Raw genomic sequence first — 16,508 nt, forward strand, 5'->3', positions numbered from 1 at the left:
AGGAGCTAGATTTAGCCGTAACATTGTATAAACTAAACACCAGAAACTTATACTTTGTTACCTTATAAAAACAGGACGCCTAGAGGCATCCTTATTCACAATGTTCTTCAAATGCATGTAACAGGTTATTCATAATATCTTCCATGGCATGGCTTTCAATTTCATGTCTTGGAATAAAATGAACGACTTTATTACCGTCTAACAAAGCCATTGATGGTGAAGAAGGTTCAATACCATCAAAGTAAGATCTCATTGTAGCTGTTGCTTCTTTATCTTGCCCTGCAAATACGGTCACTAGATGATCTGGCTTCTTTTCTGAGCGGAGAACTGCCTGTGTTGCAGCAGGTCTAGCAAGTCCAGCCGCACAGCCACAAACTGAGTTAATCACAACGAGTGTTTTTCCAGAAGTATGTTTCATAAATTCCTCTACTTCTTCACTTGTTGTAAGCTCATTAAATCCTGCATTAACGAGTTCTTGTCTCATTGGTTTAACCATTTGCTTCATATATTCCTCATATGCCATTGACATAGATCCATCACTCCTATAAAAAGAAAATTCTTGGTAAAATCAAACTATGCACGAATTAAATTCGCAATCATTAATCTTGCTTTCTGCTCTCTGTCATTTGCTTCCACACTGAACCTTTCGCTTCTTCCCCGCCTTCAATTCGCTCAATCGCCAGCTTAATTTGCATACTAACTTCGAATTCAGGATCGTTTTCTGCTTCCTTTAATGCAGATAGAGCTGACTCGTCTCCAACCTCATAAAGAAACATAGCGGCACGCCAGCGTACTAATTTATTTGGGTCCTTTAATGCTTTCACCATAGGTACAATCGCATCAGGATCTCCTATATCAGAAAGGCAATCCCCAGCTGTACGTCTAACTGTTACGGATTTATCCTCTAATGCTTTGTATAATAGAGGGAGTACAGATTTACTCTCAATCATTCCAAGGTACACGGTTGCTAACCTTCTAATTGAGGGCTTTTCATCTTTTAAGGCTAATTCTAAAACCGGAAGATCATCTTCTGTGGGCGTCATTTGCTCAAGATGTGCATATCTTTTTGTCCAATCCTCTTCTTTAAGCATAGTAAGTGTCACCGTGTAGCTTTGACGTTTAGTCGTCGTATCTTTACTTTGTGATTGTAAGACTAGGCGATCTAAACGCTCTTTTGGGTAGGCTGCTTCCATTTCCTCTGCAACCTCTTTACCTACTTCCTCTATACTACCATACCGAATACCTTGCTCTTTCCATTGTCTCTCAACGACTACATTTGAAGCTGAAGTTTCAGCCTCCATAGCAGCGATCTTAAACCTTTCCGGTAAGCCTACTCGAATTTCTTCTTCGCCGTTTGAAATCTTTAGCTGCATCGGTATCCCTCGAAATATTTGCACAAATACCTTTACTTCTCCGTAGCTTTCAATGAGTTCGCCAGTGTTGTTATCCATCCCTTGTTTTTCCCCAAAGACTTCCCTAACCTTTGCCAAAATATCTTTCCAGTCGTACCTAGCGTTACGTTCAATGGCTAAAAAGTCTGCAACATGATAGATTCCTTTTATACCATCTATGTTCAGGATGTCATTAATGATTGAAGGAGCATTCCGGCAGTTTTCTTTTGTGTAATTATTACGTTCTCCTGAAGGGAGTTCTCGATCCAATAATACTTTCATTGTATTTGGACTAGGCGTGGGCTCAATTGATTTGATATTCATAAGTTTAGCTCCTTTCGCTATTTTCCATTCTTATCATCCATAGTATCACACTAGAAATAGCGTTTCCATTTAGCTGATTTATACGTATTTACGACTAATTTTTAATCAACATAAAAATTATGTCATAATTTTTCATTTCTACAATATCGATTAAATAAGCGCGTGGATAATCCTTACATCAAGAAGAACATCTAGGAGGGTGTTTAACCATGAAAAGGCGCAATGGTGTTGGAGAAGCCCTTTTCCTTACTTCAATGGCGGCAGGCTTTGTCCTATATACACCGGATCATGTGAAGGCAAATGACTCGTATCCTCTCATTGAAAGTAAAGAAGGTTTCGATACAAATCAAACAATTCGATATGGCTATGCAGGTCATGCTGTAAAAACGTTACAGCTAGAATTAAAAGCATTATCTTTTTATTCCTCAAATGTTGATGGATTATATGGTCCCAAAACACAAGCAGCAGTGAAGGAATTCCAATTTATTCACCATTTAAAAGTAGATGGAATTGCAGGACCTAATACATTAAAAAAATTATTCACATCCAACGTGGTAAAATCCTATCAAGAGTTCAGCACAACGAAGCTCTTAAGCGGTGATAAGGGTGAACAAGTTCGCCAGCTACAGGAAAAACTAAAAAAGCTTGGGTACTATTCGTATAGTTCGGATGGGATTTTTGGCCCATTAACAAAAGAGGCAGTAAGGAACTACCAAAAAAAGTACAACTTACAGGTAGATGGAATTGCAGGTCCAGAAACATTAAAACACTTATTTATGAATCAAAATGTTAAAGGAAAAACAATCGTATCAAAAAATGTAAAGACTCAAAGCTCTTTTTCTGTGGATACATCGATTGTAAAACATGCGAAGGAACTAATTGGTACTCCTTATAAGTGGGGAGGAACTTCCCCAAATGGTTTTGATTGTAGTGGATTTATTAAGTATGTCTTTTCAAAGAAAGGCTTCACGATACCAAGAACCGTTAGTGACATTTGGAATTTTGGAGTGTCCGTTTCCAAACCAAGTATTGGAGATCTTGTCTTTTTCCAAACGTATAAAAAAGGGCCTTCACACGCTGGAATCTACTTAGGTAATGGGATGTTTGTACATGCTGGGACGTCTAGTGGAGTAACAATTAGTAAAATGAGCTCGTCCTACTGGTCCAACCGATATATCGGAGCCAAAAGGTTGGTTCAATTTAAGTAGTACTTAATATGGTAAGAATCATGTTCCTAAACAAAGCTTGGGTAATCTCCAAGCTTTGTTTTTTTAGGATTTAACCTGTATAGCTTGGTCCCTTTCCTTTGAGCTTCAAAATTGTTTCTTTAATCTTACTGAGTAAGTAACACTGTTTACTTAAATAGACTACTAATTTCTCCGAAATTAGTCACATAAAGTCTTTCAAAAATTTCAATACCTTGATAAAAACTTTCATCATAGTTTTGGTTTTCATCAATGGTCCATGAAGTCGCTAATACTGCATGACAATATCCCCAAAGTAATAGTCGCTTTTTATTTAGATGAAGCTCTCTCGTAAAAATATTTACTCTTCTTTCAATAACTCTATATGCATCTTCATTAGGAAGTTTATTTAACAAATATTGAATTAAATCATACTCTATCTCACCGATTAATCCCTTAGGGTCAATTGCTATCCATTTTCCATCACTAGAAGCTAACACATTGTAATGATGAAAATCTCCGTGTAGGAGCATTTGTTGCTCAATTGTATGATTCAAGTATGCAAATATGTTTAATGCCTTTTCAAACGACTGTTTTGAAATGGGACCACTATCATTATGTTTCTCAAATTGCCTTCTTAGACTCTCTTCCCTTTCCTTAGTAGTAGGAATTTCTGTATGATCTGGTGCTGGCATGGATATATTTTTTACAACGTCGGCTGCGATTACACACGCCGCTTCGTCATCTGTCATTTCTGCTAATGTGTATCCTGGAGTTATTTTTTCCAGAATGAGTATCCCCTTTTCCATATTATAATCAATAAGTTGGACAATCCCCTTACTATTCAATAGCTGTAATACTTTTAACTCATTTAGAAATTCTTTTCCAGGAATACTGAGTTTAACCACAACTTCTCTGCCATCAAGCATTATTGCGGGTGCAACATAATTAATAGATAGTGAATATGGCGCTTTTATGCGTAAACTCCAATTGTTTTCACAGTAGTCAATGATATGTGGTAATTTAACTAACCACTCTTCACCTTGCTCCTTAAAATATAATCGAACAGATTGAACAAAGTGTTCTTGTAGTTCCACAATGTTTCCCCCTCTCAATTCATAAACAACATCTTCCCCCACTATGATTAGACCCAATTGTTGCTTATTGAAGGATAGTTACAATAGTCATACTCTTATCTGCTCTCTAGCTCAATTCCATGAATAGTTGGCCAGAATTTAATTTGAATAGCATTCGTTCATTTTTTTGATGAGGGGATAATGAAAACTTGTATTATTTCCCTCCTAAATGATAATGTAATGTTTCAAACAGATTAAAACCTTACTTCATATAGAGAAGTAAGGTTTTAATTACATTCGTTACTTAGAGGATATTTCCTGCTACTAAATTGAGCTCTCGTTTCTTTTACTAAAATTTTGTCACATACATAGTTCAAGATTCCGTTTATCATAAAGAAAGAAATCCAGAGTTTATATGACTTTTTAAAAAGGAGTGGGATGAAACTAATACGAAAAAAGTTTAGCTATCATATAGACTCTCCGAGCAAGCATATATATTATTTAACCTTCTTGATTTTTTACATCTTCTTGTTTCCAAAGTTCACCTGGCCAGAAAGAATACTTCCCAAGCATTGTAGTAATAGCTGGAACGAGAAGTGGTCTAACAATAAATGTGTCTAACAACACGCCAATTGCCGTGACCGTCCCAAATTGAACCAATACTTGAAGTGGCAGAACAGCTAAAACTGCAAACGTCCCTGCTAGAATAAGCCCAGCTGAAGTAATGACGCTACTCGTTTCTTCTACTCCTTCGGCAATAGCTTTTTTCAAAGGCAACTTTCTTCGATTCTGCCAAATTCTTGAAATCATGAAAATGTTGTAATCCCCTCCTAATGCTACTAAGAATACAAAAGCATAAAGTGGGATTAATCCCTGCATGGCATCAACACCCATTCCGTAATGAATAATAAGCCAGCCTAAACCAAGTGCTGACAAGAATGACAGTACAACTGTTGCTAATAAGTAAATCATAGCAGGGAATGAGCGTAAGTAGACAACAAGTAAAATCGAGATAATGATAAGGACAACAGGAATGATACGATTTTGATCTTGACTTGTAATCTTCTCTGTATCATATAACGTCGCTGTTTCTCCACCTAACCATACTAGTTTATTAGATTCCTTTACACCAGCTTGAATAAGAACATCCGTTACTTTCTCATGAATTTCAGGAATTTTCTCTATTGCTTCCGAAGAGTAGGGATCAATCGAAAGAACTACACTATATTCCTTTATGTTTGGATTGCTTTGTCCTGTCTTAGGTTGGCTGACATTTTCTACGTAAGTTAAAGATAGTAGTTCCTCCTCTATAGCAAGGTCCTTACCTTTAGTATCAACAATCAATTGAACTGGTGCAATTTCACCAACTGGATAATGCTTTGAAATAATTGCATATCCTTCACGGGATGGCATATCTTCTGGAAATGATTCAAACAACCCGTAAGTAAACTCAATTTTTGGTACAAAAGCTGCCAGTCCTACTAAAAAGACAATGGTAATGATGATGATTGGCCACGGTTTTTCAGTTACTAATCGCCCTGCTTCTTTACTGAAGCGGCTTCGATTTTTAAACCTTCGGACAGGCTTCCCTCTTCTTTGTTCCAATTCTTTTATCATGCTTTCCGTTCTTGGAATAAACGGAAAAAAGGCAACTCGGCCTAACAGAGCAAGGATTGCAGGTAACAAGGTTAAGACAGCAATCCCCATAATAATAATGGCCAAACTAAATGGGACAGCAAACCGATCATACGAAGCATATTGAGCAAGGCCCAATGTAAATAATCCTAATGCTGTGGTTAAGGCACTCATCATAATAGCTCCACCAGAATTTGCAATTGCCAACCGAAGCGCTTTATATTGATTCGGTTCAAGCTGTAATTCATCTCGATATCTCGAAACGAGAAATAAACAATAATCCGTACCCGCTCCAAAAAGGAGTACAGTCATAATTGATATTGCTTGTGCATCTACGATAATCCAATTTTTGCTTGCCATAAAACCTAGCAATGGACTAATGATTCCATAAGCAAAAGCTACTCCAATTAACGGAACTAGCGCTAAGATAACAGAACGGTATAGCACGATTAGTAATATTAAAACAAGCAATACAGTTGCAATAAGTAAGGTGAAGTCAGCTTGACTGAATAATTCAGTTGCATCAGTCTGTATCCCTACCGGACCAGTAAATCGAACAAACAAACCTTTTTCAGAGAGATCTTCAAATGGATTTTTTTCAGTAATACTAATAATCTTTTCTTTTAAAGCAATTAATGATTCTTGCAATTGATCAACGGAAGCATCGGAATCAAAAAAAACGGGTGTGGTAATAGTCGTACCAGTTTCGGATACTGATTGCGACAAGACCTGTATCGGCAAGTTCGAAAAATCCGGAACCATAGTAATTGGCCCAAAATGCTCTCCTTGAATAGAACGATATAGCTCCTGGATATATTGAAAATCCTGCTCCTTTAAGCCCCCGTCACGATACCAAACAAGCAATAAAGGTACCCCTGTTTCATTTGGAAACTGCTCATTTGCGATATTTGTTGCCTCAACTGACATAGCCGTATCAGGGAGCAAATTGCTTGAATTTGTTTCTTCATCATTTACCTGTGGCCATATTGATGACAGTAAAACTACAATTAACACCCAAGCGATTAAGGTTATCCATCTGCTTTTATGCCCTGCAACAAATCCCCCAAATCTATTTAATATAGATCTCATAATTTCCCTCCTTATAGGTGGAATTCATTTTTCAACCATTCATACAACGATGTACATAAGTTCTCTGTAGTTAATTATATATACCAGTCAGTTAATTATGCAATTTCAATTGGTGCTTATGCTATAATACATACGAATTATCATAAGGGAGAGAGAAAGCTTGAAAGCAAAAAATAAACGTTTACTAGGTAGACCCCCTTTAAGTGAACAAAAAAAGCCAACTAACCTAATCATTCTCCATGGGGCGACCCATTTGTTTTTAACAAACGGCTTTCAGGATGTTTCAGTGGATGATATAGCCAAGGAATGTAATGTAACAAAAGCAACCGTCTATTATTATTACGAAAGCAAGGCAGCCTTATTTACAGAAGCAATGGTTCAAATGATGGTACAAATTCGTAATTATATGGAGTCCATATTAAGAGAGGATGAACCATTCCGGTCAAGACTTCATAAAATTACAATGGCACATTTAAAAGCAACTTTTGACATTGATTTAGATGGATTTCTCAGGGAAACAAAAAACACTTTATCAAAAGAACAACTTCTACAAATGCAAAATGCTGAGATTCAAATGTTTGATTTGCTTGAAAACGCATTTATAGAAGCGATAGCAAAAGAAGAAATTCCAAAAGTTAATACAAGATTTGCGACTCACAGCTATTTAGCTTTATTAAAAATCGGAAATTATCGGAACCTAGATCAAACGCCAATCTTTTCATCCGTCGAGGAGACAACTGATAAAATCATAGATTTTTTCTGGAATGGACTTTTTGCGCATCATTGATTTCTATTTTTATAAGAAAAAACAGATCAAATCACAATATGTGATTTGATCTGTTTTTTTGTATGCAAGATGACTACAATGAGTTTAATTCGTCTTGTAGCTGTTTCGTTCTTTTTGCATTTCCTTCTGCAAAATTTCGTAGCCTATCCTTCAATACAGGATTATCATGTATTCTTTCCGCGGTATGTATATATGTTCTCATAAGTTCATTTTCAGTTTCAAAGGATTCTTTTAATACTGACATTAACTCTTTCTCGTTTAATACATCATCCATAGCTCCATCACGATCATAGTCTTGATTGTGGTTCATCTCTTTTCACCTCGTTTTTTACTAGTTTGACCCGGAATGGCAGTTGTTACTCATTCAGGTTAAGAAGTGTTATGTTCAAACAAAAAACAGAGTAAAAAAATTTTGAATTTTTTTGACTCTGCACTCCATCGAATCGTTTCTATCTTGAACTTAGTTCATAATTTACTGGTACAACGCATTAATTGGCACGTCCCTAAGAGGCTATTTCTCTTTTCTTAATCATTTGTAAAACACCTATAACACAAATAGCTCCTAAAAGAATCATAAAAAGACAGGCTACTATTGGATACAATATAGGATAACCAAAAAGTTCAACGATTTTAAAATCATTAAACAGAAATTCCACTCTTGCAACGTTAATATAAGCAAAGGATAAAAGGTTTCGTATGCTTTCTACCATCCCTAAAAACTCTGGTACAATAAAAACAGCAGCACATACAAAGAACGTGATCAGCGCATTTTTACACAAAGAAGAAATGAGAACAATGAATAACGCAAAGGACATTCCTGCAATCAAATGAATTCCGAGTTGGATCAAGTGATATTCAAGCATCGTCAATGCGTACGGTGACTCTGCATAGGCAGGGTTCATATAGAGTGTATAGAATTGAATAGGTGTTCCCCATCCTTCGTTGCCATGGAGGATGAAATTTACTAATAAGTTAAAGAACTCCCATCCAATAACAACAAATAATGTGTAAATGAGCGATGCTCCCATTTTTGCCCAAGCCAATGGTTTTCTGCCATTTTTTGAACTAAATAAATAGTTATCCATACCAGAACTATATTCCTTCGAATAGATTTGGGAAAGGCCAAGTATTAACATCACACCGAGGACAAGAAAAGAGCCAAATTCTACAAAAGCAACAGTTTGAGACGGTCCTGTATGATGTGAAAACTCATCTAATCGGATGTCTTCAATCATATTAGCTTCCATTTCAGCTGCAACAGTATTTCTTGTTTCTAACTCACCTAGCTTCTTGTCAATATTTTCATTCACTAGCTTTGATAATCCTAACTTTTGATACATCCAGATTTGCATTGTCTCGAAATCTGTAAAGACGTCTTGCTTATTATTTACACGTTCCTCCTTCTTCATCAATTCCATGTACTCAGTCGTGGCTTGTTCTAATTTTTCCACTGTAAGTGGACCTTCCCATTGTTTATAGATCTCTTTTTCTAATTTGGACTCATAGGGATAATTTAATGATAAATACGACATACCCAACAGGAGAATGAATGTAACCCAAATACTTGTTTGTCTACTAATTTTATAGAGTTCAAATTTAAGTAGTTGCATGTTCCGGTTGCTCCTCATCAAAATAATACAAGTATAAATCCTCTAGATTTGGTACTTCACGAACTGCAGTTTCATGGGGTTTTGAGTCACTTACCATTCGTATATTACATTTATCCTGTACGCGGTTAATATTCCCAACCTTAAAGTTATTTTGGTAATAAAGCATTTCTTCTTCAGTCACTAAAACAGACCATACCTTATCTTCAATCCCCTTCAATAATGTTTGCGGCGTTTCTTGTGAAATCATTTTCCCGTTCTTCAGCATCAATATTTCTTTTGCAATAAACTCAATATCTGACACAATGTGGGTTGACAATAAGACAATCCTATCCTTCGAAATTTGAGATAATAGATTGCGAAAACGAATCCTTTCCTTAGGGTCAAGTCCTGCTGTTGGTTCGTCGACAATTAATATTTTCGGATCATTAAGTAATGCTTGTGCAATTCCAATCCGACGTTTCATTCCACCAGAAAATTTACCCACTTTCCCTTTCCTGACATCACTTAAACCAACTAATGTTAGTACTTCCGCAACTTTTTTGTTTGTCTCCTCTTTGGCTAGCCCTTTTAACGCGGCAGTATATTTTAATAGCTTCTCAGCCGTGAAATTTTTATAAAGTCCGACATGCTGAGGTAAATACCCTATTAACTCTCGGTACTGATGATCCATTTGAACAATATCTTGACCGTTTAAATAAACAGTACCAGTAGTTGGTTTCATGACGCTTGCAAGGATACGCATCAGCGTCGTTTTTCCAGATCCATTTGAGCCGAGGATTCCGTAAACACCTGTTGTTAACACTAATGTCACTTCTTCGAGTGCAATTTTATTCCCAAACCTTTTTGATACATGATCAATGGTTAAATTCATACGAAATTCCCCTTTTTAATATAGTTTTCATTTGTATTACAATCGCGACAACTGCGAGGACAGTCACAATCAAATAAAAAAGGACCGGTACCCTTTCCACAATATATACTTGGCTTAAGATACTCCCCATTGCAATCCAAAGGATAAGCCCTATTGTTATGGTATAGGTCTGCCTAAATCGAGTCACAACCGCTAGTGAAATCGAGGTAATTACAGTGAAAGGCGTAACCCAATACAGCATTAATTCCCAAACTAGTGCATCTCGAATAAATAAGGAAATAATAACGGTTAATATTATATTAACTAGTAAGTTTAATCCCCCGACTACCACCATTTTCGACAGAATTACTTCCTGTAAATTATATTTACACGACATTTCAATTTCAGCCATACCTCTGTTCCGACTTATAAATATTTCAATTAACCCTGTTAAGGTTGGAATGGGAGCTAGAAAAAAGATTACTGTGTATGGGCTTTCTTTTGATAGATACACTGCAGAAAGAGCAATTAATATAAATACAACATTCGTTAACCAAAAGAGGGGACTCATATAATAGACTTCAGTTAAAGACTGCTTCACTATTAGAGAGACATAGGTTTTAAAGTGTTCCCATTTATTTACTTTGACTGGAACATACGGTCTCAGCGTATCAATCGTCTTCATGATCTCTGTCTCACTCGGATACTCAATATCATAGTCATCCAGTGTGAATTCAAGCTTATTCAATGAACGTTCTAAATCTTCCTCAAAATCATCATCAAGTTCCCATTCATTTTTATTGATCTTTTGCTTGCTCATCTTCCCCACTCCTCTCTAATAGATTCGCTAACTTACCAAGTCCTTGTTTCAATCTCGATTTTACTGTTGGAACACTCGCGTTCGTGACTACTGCAATCTCTTTTATTTTCATATCGTGAAAATATTTGAGAATAAGAGCTTCCCTCTGATACTCTGGAAGGCTTTGTATGGCACTCCTTACTTGATCCCTTGATTTCTTTCGTTCAAAGATATAGGAAACACTACTACCATTACTTTCTAACGATTCCGGTAATTCAATATGCTGTAAGCTATTCCGATAATGTGCACTCCCCCAATAATCCCGGCAATGATTTACCGCAATGGAAAAGAGCCAGCTTTTAAAAGTTCCTTTTTGGGAATAAGATGGAATTCTTTGGATAACCTTAATAAATATTTCCTGAGTCAGGTCATATGCTGTTTCTTTGTTCCCCACTTTTCGATAGATAAATCCATAAATTGGTTTATAGTACCTTCTCGTCAACACTTCCATCGCTGCTTCACTTCCGTTATTTATTTCTTTAATTAACTGCTGATCATCCACCAATTCCATCACCTCACTCCGCTATATGATTAAATAGTATTATTGTCTTAACATTTTTCCAGCCGGCCACCTTAACTTTAATCTGAAATCTCTTTCTTTAAACCTAGGAATCTTCATTAGCCCACCCATTAAGACGAAATAGTATTAAAAAAGATTTAACTTTTTTATTTTTATTATAAATTTCCAGATATCAATAGATGAACTTTATCCATGAGAAATATCTAACATTGTACGACTACAACCAACTACTATACTTCTTTCCAATGAAACCTTATAGCGATCGCGACAAAATTGATTGTTGGTTTTTTATCTTAGAGATTACCCAATAATATTCAACTAAAACAAGGCCATTGATACTGATACTCCATTATCAATGGCCTTGTTTTAATGGTAGGAATTTTACACTAGTAAGCAATTGAGAACAAGAGGTGCTAGCGCCCCGTTTAGCCTAAGGCAAAGCAAATTCCTTAATGAGAAAAAGGGGTATTTTTCCTTTTTACTCATTAAGGCTTATCCCACTCCAACTGGCGGTAAAGAACAAAACCGCCAGTTGGAGTGGGATTGGTCAACTAACCCACGTTTCACTGTATCTGACCTAGAGTAGGATGAAATGGCAAAAATCGTCGCCATTTCATCTTGGCTAAGCGATTTGAGCTGGATTACTAAACATATCGTAATAAGATACAATCAAAAACTTATCATTTCTTATTCATTAAAAAGAACCTCCAGTAAGTCACTTTACTGGAGGCACTTTTCGTTACATCTCAATATCCCGTTTATTAAAGCCTATAATCCCTATTATTGTCAACACTATCGCAATCATACTTAATAGTAAGAGTGGTGTGAATGAAAAGTCCTCAATTGGTGTTTGTGGAACGTGACCAAATGGAGAAATGTTGCCAATCCAATCGGAGAATTGGAATAGTCCTCCTAAATACAGTACCAAAAAGGAATAAAGAATATAAAGCCATATAAAGATTGTGAGCTTTGGGAAAAAGCCAATCAGTAAAACGGCTAAACTAATCATGACAAGCATAGCAGGATAGTAGGACAATGCAGCGCCGAAGATCATCTCAAAGGCCAATCCGCCCTCAACCGTTATGGTTCCCACCGACCATAGTCCTAGTGCAGCAAGCGATATCATAACAAAGCCATTGATAATTGATATGAGGAAGTAACTTCCTATTAGTTTTGTCCGTGAAACAGTTCTCCCTAACAGATGAACAATGCGTTCCTTCTTCTCTTCACCACGAAGCTTATTCATGGCCATAACTGGTGGAATTGTTGCTAGTAACGAAATGACAATCATCAACATCGGAATAAATTGCTCTACTAACGATACTCCTTCAGCAGGCTGAAGCAACTGTTTCATTGCTTCGTTATCGGAAAAAAAAGATTCAAGATCACCTAAAACAGAGCCATATGAAACGCCTAATACATACATTCCAATTGCCCATGATATGATTCCTACTCGTTGCAATCGTAAAGCAAGACCAATTGGACTTTGCAAAAAGCGAGATGCATATTTTTTACCAGGCTTGGAAGGTAAAAAGCCTCGGTCTAAGTCACGAATGGCATTCAAATAATTCGCTACGATATAAAGTACCAATGAAGCAACAATCATTAATACAATGGGCCACCAATTATTCGTATCGTATACTTTCGCTTTTGTTACCCATGCGAGTGGTGAAATCCATGATAAGGCTTCATTACTAACATCCGTAATCGCCCTAAATAGATAAGCAATTAGAAGTATAGCAATCGAATATCCAATTGTTCCGCGTGAATTATCCGACAGCTGGGCGAAGATGGCTGTTACCCCAGCGAAAAATAGCCCAGTAGCACCTAATGCTGTACCATATAGTAAGGAACCTTCCAAATCCATACTTTCTATCCCAAGTGCATAGAGCCCGAACCCATTAATCAACGCTAATCCAATACATACTACCGAGACAACAAGTAAAGTTGCATTCAAATACGAAAGTCGCCCAGTTGGTAGTGAACGAACCATTTCCAGACGTCCATCCTCTTCATCCGCTCGGGTGTGACGAGTGACAAGCAGGATACTCATTAATCCCACAACTGCTGCTGTCATAAGCAACATTTGATGCGCGGTCATGACACCGAGTGTATAGTTGCTTAAATTTGCTGGACCAGTCATGGCGGTCATCGCAGGGTTTGCCATCGTCTGTGCCATAGCTTCTCTTTCCTGATCTGAGCTGTACAAATCCATAAAAGCGGTTGGCACGATTATTGTAAAAAAAGTAAGGGAAATGATCCAAATTGGGATTCGTACCCGATCAAGTCGGAAAATGAAACGAGATAGGTAACCAGTTTTAGCTCCTAAATTGCTAGCCATCAATGTTCACCTCCAACTCCTGTATCCTTCGCTCCCTCATAATGACGCATAAATAAATCTTCTAACGTTGGCGGGGCACTTTCAAGCTTAACGATTCCAAATTGACTAATATGTTTTATTACAACATCCATTTTTTCACTATCCACCTGAAACGATATACCATATTTAGTTTCTTCCATTTCATGAATTCCTTGCAGTTCATGTAACCCCGAAATAGGTTGTTTTGTTTCAACGAGCATTTGGGTTCGTGTTAAATGACGAAGGTCGCTTAAAGTTCCGGATTCAATGATTTTACCTTGTCTTATGATACTGACTCTGTCACACAGCTTTTCTACCTCTGATAAGATATGACTGGATAACAGGACACTTTTCCCTTGCCTTTTTACATCCATCACGCATTCCTGGAAAACCTTTTCCATTAAAGGATCAAGCCCAGACGTTGGCTCATCTAATATATATAGATCGGCATCCGATGAAAAAGCAGCCACTAAAGCAACCTTTTGTCGATTTCCTTTTGAGTACGTTCTACATTTTTTGGATGGGTCCAAATCAAATTTTTTGATTAACTCCTCGCGTCTCGATTTATTCGTAGTACCATTTAATTTCACAAATAAATCAATGACCTCTCCACCAGTTAAGTTCGGCCATAAATTCACATCTCCAGGTACGTAAGCAATACGTCTATGTATCTCTACAGCATCTTGCCAAGCATCCTTATCGAAAATTTTAACATCTCCACTCGTTGCTTTTAATATTCCCAATAACACTCGAATCGTGGTTGATTTACCTGCACCATTTGGTCCGATAAACCCCACTACTTCTCCCTTATTCACCTCAAAATTAACGCCGTCTAACGCAGTAAACTTGCCAAACTTTTTAGTTAAATTCGTCACTTTTAATAAGCTCATCGCTCATTCCTCCCCCTCTTTATAGAAGCAACGCTTCAGAATCTCTGAATAGCTATTCCATTCGTTGATTAGCTCGATTCCAACATTTTCAAAAGACACTATTTTCTTTTTTTGAGCCTCTGCAAAGCCAATCATTGTCCAATTAATGATATGGAGTGCTTTTTCAGGATCGATATCTTCTCGAAATTTTGACCAATCTATATTTTCATAGATTCTATCCAAACCATATTTAAGCATGTTGGCTTTTACTTGCTCAACATCAGATTTGACTTCTGATGCTTGTTCTTCCCCAATTTTTATTAGGAAGTCAAATACTAAGGGATATGTTTGTTGTACCTTTAATTTAATAAACCCTACCTGATTAATTCGGTTAAAAAGGTCCCTTTCATTCATGTCTATCTTGTCATAAATTAACTCAATCACGTTACATGCGTGATCAATCAAATATAGGTACAAATCTTTTTTATTATTAAAATAGTTGAATAATGACCCCTTAGAAATTTGTGCTTCCTTCACAATTTCATTTGTTGAAGCTTTCTCATAACCACTTTTTACAAATTGTTTCAATGCAGCATTGATAATAAGTTCTTGTTTTTCGGGTTTCAGACTGAAAAATTTTGAATTAATGGTTCGTAACTCCTTTCAAAACAAATGACCAATGTGGTCAATTTTAAATTAACACAAAATGACCAGGTTGGTCAATTAGTATTAACCAACATTTTTCTAAACAATTCCATTTATTTGTCGGGATATGTAAAATTAAATGGGTATACTTGGATAGACACGGGGGATATTTCAGCAAGTAGATAAGGAGCTTAAGTCTAAGAAATTTGGTTCACTAGACCATAGGATAGGAAGATTCCTAAAGGGAATTTTAAATAGTGCCTGTTTTCTTAATTATTGTGGATATTATTCAAATTCCGCATACTATATATAAGAACATACGCGCGGTACATTTCCCAAGTGTGGATAGACGTTTACGAAAATTACTTTGACTTACCTGAAGAAGAAAAGAAACAATTCATTAAAGCTTGCAAAGAAATCAAATATAGCCGAACTATTTCCAACATTCGAGAAACCCGTTTTAGCGAAGATCTTGGTTGTGTGTATTTCGTTTAAGTAAAAAACGAAACTGTCTTAGCGATGTCTTTATTTCTCCTTGTTGAGAGTCGAACTTATTTTTTTATCGAGAACTTAAATCTTTAACAACACAGCAATTATGATGCGTCATTATCACGAATGTTTACCAAAGAATTAGCAATCATTAAAATGTCTCTTTTCTTGTATTTAAACTCTTTTTCTGCTTTGGGCATTAACATAATCCCATATGAAACTTCCTTTTCTTTATCGATCCATCTTAATATTAAGCGATCATCATCTTCTAACAAACTAGCGGTTATGCCGTTTTTTAATTTGACTTCTTCATAGATGTTACCTTCAAAGGTAGATTTTTCTGTTGTAACATGGAGGATTTCATCTTCACCATATATTCGAAAGCTCATAATATCAATTATTCCTTCTTGAACAACGTCATCAGCTGTAAAATAAATATCTTTTGCTTCAAAAGGAATATTAGTTGGGAATTTAACATGAGCAATTCTTTCTCTTTCTAACTTTTCGATTTTCTCTATTATTTCAGGGTAACTTTCTTTTACATTTTGAAAACTAAACTCGAATTTTTCAGTAGTTAATGAACAACCAAACAACATACTAGATAAGGCAATCAAGAGCATTAAACGTATCTTCATCTTCTCCCCCCTTATTTATAAAATATATAATAAAGACTAAAAAAACTTTACAGTGTTTTCCAAAGCCTTCTATATACCTCGATAATTGAATTACATTTATCTATATTTTAACATAATATTCCATAAATTCCATTTTAATATCATTACCTGCAAATGCCATCACTCAAGTAGCCATCATTATAATAG

At 36.3% G+C, this 16,508-nt stretch carries 15 protein-coding genes; 2 read left to right on the forward strand and 13 right to left on the reverse strand.

Annotation, left to right across the window (positions count from 1 at the left end; genetic code table 11):
• Positions 1–91: 91 nt before the first annotated feature.
• Both ACFSCX_RS17860 and ACFSCX_RS17865 read right to left on the reverse strand, forming a co-directional pair.
• Positions 92–529, reverse strand: a complete 438-nt coding sequence (locus ACFSCX_RS17860) for a BrxA/BrxB family bacilliredoxin (protein WP_377929603.1) — start codon at positions 527–529, stop codon at positions 92–94.
• A 70-nt stretch (positions 530–599) separates the two neighbouring features.
• On the reverse strand, positions 600–1,715 hold the full coding sequence (locus ACFSCX_RS17865; RefSeq protein WP_377929604.1) for a conserved virulence factor C family protein: 1,116 nt from the start codon (positions 1,713–1,715) through the stop codon (positions 600–602).
• Between the two features lie 209 nt (positions 1,716–1,924).
• Between ACFSCX_RS17865 and ACFSCX_RS17870 the strand changes: the two genes are divergently transcribed.
• A complete protein-coding gene (locus tag ACFSCX_RS17870; protein WP_377929605.1) occupies positions 1,925–2,923 on the forward strand; it encodes a C40 family peptidase in 999 nt (332 codons plus the stop codon).
• Between the two features lie 146 nt (positions 2,924–3,069).
• Here the strand turns inward: ACFSCX_RS17870 and ACFSCX_RS17875 are convergent, their stop codons facing one another.
• Positions 3,070–3,996 carry an aminoglycoside phosphotransferase family protein gene (locus tag ACFSCX_RS17875; RefSeq protein WP_377929606.1) on the reverse strand — a complete coding sequence of 309 codons (927 nt, stop codon included), beginning with the start codon at positions 3,994–3,996 and terminating at the stop codon, positions 3,070–3,072.
• A 480-nt stretch (positions 3,997–4,476) separates the two neighbouring features.
• Complete coding sequence (locus ACFSCX_RS17880; RefSeq protein WP_377929821.1) at positions 4,477–6,702, reverse strand: MMPL family transporter; 2,226 nt, start codon at positions 6,700–6,702, stop codon at positions 4,477–4,479.
• A gap of 157 nt (positions 6,703–6,859) precedes the next feature.
• Here ACFSCX_RS17880 and ACFSCX_RS17885 point away from each other — a divergent pair, with 157 nt between their 5' ends.
• Positions 6,860–7,486 carry a TetR/AcrR family transcriptional regulator gene (locus tag ACFSCX_RS17885; RefSeq protein ID WP_377929607.1) on the forward strand — a complete coding sequence of 209 codons (627 nt, stop codon included), beginning with the start codon at positions 6,860–6,862 and terminating at the stop codon, positions 7,484–7,486.
• A 73-nt stretch (positions 7,487–7,559) separates the two neighbouring features.
• Here ACFSCX_RS17885 and ACFSCX_RS17890 read toward each other — a convergent pair whose 3' ends face one another.
• The 9 genes from ACFSCX_RS17890 to ACFSCX_RS17930 all read right to left on the reverse strand — a co-directional run bounded on the left by ACFSCX_RS17890 (position 7,560) and on the right by ACFSCX_RS17930 (position 16,322).
• The gene (locus ACFSCX_RS17890) at positions 7,560–7,796 is read right to left on the reverse strand and encodes a hypothetical protein (protein WP_377929608.1); all 237 of its coding nucleotides are present in this window, start codon (positions 7,794–7,796) and stop codon (positions 7,560–7,562) included.
• Between the two features lie 193 nt (positions 7,797–7,989).
• A complete protein-coding gene (locus tag ACFSCX_RS17895) occupies positions 7,990–9,096 on the reverse strand; it encodes a hypothetical protein (RefSeq protein ID WP_377929609.1) in 1,107 nt (368 codons plus the stop codon).
• Positions 9,083–9,967 (reverse strand): ABC transporter ATP-binding protein, encoded by an 885-nt coding sequence (locus ACFSCX_RS17900; protein WP_377929610.1) that lies wholly within the window; start codon positions 9,965–9,967, stop codon positions 9,083–9,085. The genes ACFSCX_RS17895 and ACFSCX_RS17900 overlap by 14 nt, the downstream gene beginning before the upstream one ends.
• A complete protein-coding gene (locus ACFSCX_RS17905) occupies positions 9,951–10,766 on the reverse strand; it encodes a hypothetical protein (protein ID WP_377929611.1) in 816 nt (271 codons plus the stop codon). The genes ACFSCX_RS17900 and ACFSCX_RS17905 overlap by 17 nt, the downstream gene beginning before the upstream one ends.
• Positions 10,744–11,316, reverse strand: coding sequence for an RNA polymerase sigma factor (locus tag ACFSCX_RS17910; protein ID WP_377929612.1), 573 nt, complete (start codon positions 11,314–11,316; stop codon positions 10,744–10,746). Before ACFSCX_RS17910 ends, ACFSCX_RS17905 begins: the two co-directional genes overlap by 23 nt.
• A 748-nt stretch (positions 11,317–12,064) precedes the next feature.
• Positions 12,065–13,666 carry an ABC transporter permease gene (locus tag ACFSCX_RS17915; RefSeq protein WP_377929613.1) on the reverse strand — a complete coding sequence of 534 codons (1,602 nt, stop codon included), beginning with the start codon at positions 13,664–13,666 and terminating at the stop codon, positions 12,065–12,067.
• Positions 13,666–14,574: an ABC transporter ATP-binding protein gene (locus tag ACFSCX_RS17920; RefSeq protein ID WP_377929614.1), complete on the reverse strand. Its 909-nt coding sequence runs from the start codon at positions 14,572–14,574 to the stop codon at positions 13,666–13,668. The genes ACFSCX_RS17915 and ACFSCX_RS17920 overlap by 1 nt, the downstream gene beginning before the upstream one ends.
• A 3-nt stretch (positions 14,575–14,577) precedes the next feature.
• Entirely contained in the window at positions 14,578–15,201 is a 624-nt protein-coding gene (locus tag ACFSCX_RS17925; protein ID WP_377929822.1) for a TetR/AcrR family transcriptional regulator, read from the reverse strand.
• A gap of 590 nt (positions 15,202–15,791) precedes the next feature.
• Entirely contained in the window at positions 15,792–16,322 is a 531-nt protein-coding gene (locus ACFSCX_RS17930) for a hypothetical protein (RefSeq protein ID WP_377929615.1), read from the reverse strand.
• Between the last annotated feature and the right edge of the window lie 186 nt (positions 16,323–16,508).

Origin of the sequence: Bacillus salitolerans, from assembly GCF_042680805.1 — a bacterium.
In the GTDB taxonomy this organism is placed as follows: domain Bacteria; phylum Bacillota; class Bacilli; order Bacillales; family SA4; genus Bacillus_CJ; species Bacillus_CJ salitolerans.

What these genes read in the sequence shown, in the direction of transcription:
- ACFSCX_RS17860 (WP_377929603.1), bottom strand. Translation starts at nt 529, where the DNA reads ATGTCAATGGCATATGAGGAATATATGAAGCAAATGGTTAAACCAATG.
- ACFSCX_RS17865 (WP_377929604.1), bottom strand. Translation starts at nt 1,715, where the DNA reads ATGAATATCAAATCAATTGAGCCCACGCCTAGTCCAAATACAATGAAA.
- ACFSCX_RS17870 (WP_377929605.1), top strand. Translation starts at nt 1,925, where the DNA reads ATGAAAAGGCGCAATGGTGTTGGAGAAGCCCTTTTCCTTACTTCAATG.
- ACFSCX_RS17890 (WP_377929608.1), bottom strand. Translation starts at nt 7,796, where the DNA reads ATGAACCACAATCAAGACTATGATCGTGATGGAGCTATGGATGATGTA.
- ACFSCX_RS17895 (WP_377929609.1), bottom strand. Translation starts at nt 9,096, where the DNA reads ATGCAACTACTTAAATTTGAACTCTATAAAATTAGTAGACAAACAAGT.
- ACFSCX_RS17900 (WP_377929610.1), bottom strand. Translation starts at nt 9,967, where the DNA reads ATGAATTTAACCATTGATCATGTATCAAAAAGGTTTGGGAATAAAATT.
- ACFSCX_RS17905 (WP_377929611.1), bottom strand. Translation starts at nt 10,766, where the DNA reads ATGAGCAAGCAAAAGATCAATAAAAATGAATGGGAACTTGATGATGAT.
- ACFSCX_RS17910 (WP_377929612.1), bottom strand. Translation starts at nt 11,316, where the DNA reads ATGGAATTGGTGGATGATCAGCAGTTAATTAAAGAAATAAATAACGGA.
- ACFSCX_RS17915 (WP_377929613.1), bottom strand. Translation starts at nt 13,666, where the DNA reads ATGGCTAGCAATTTAGGAGCTAAAACTGGTTACCTATCTCGTTTCATT.
- ACFSCX_RS17920 (WP_377929614.1), bottom strand. Translation starts at nt 14,574, where the DNA reads ATGAGCTTATTAAAAGTGACGAATTTAACTAAAAAGTTTGGCAAGTTT.
- ACFSCX_RS17930 (WP_377929615.1), bottom strand. Translation starts at nt 16,322, where the DNA reads ATGAAGATACGTTTAATGCTCTTGATTGCCTTATCTAGTATGTTGTTT.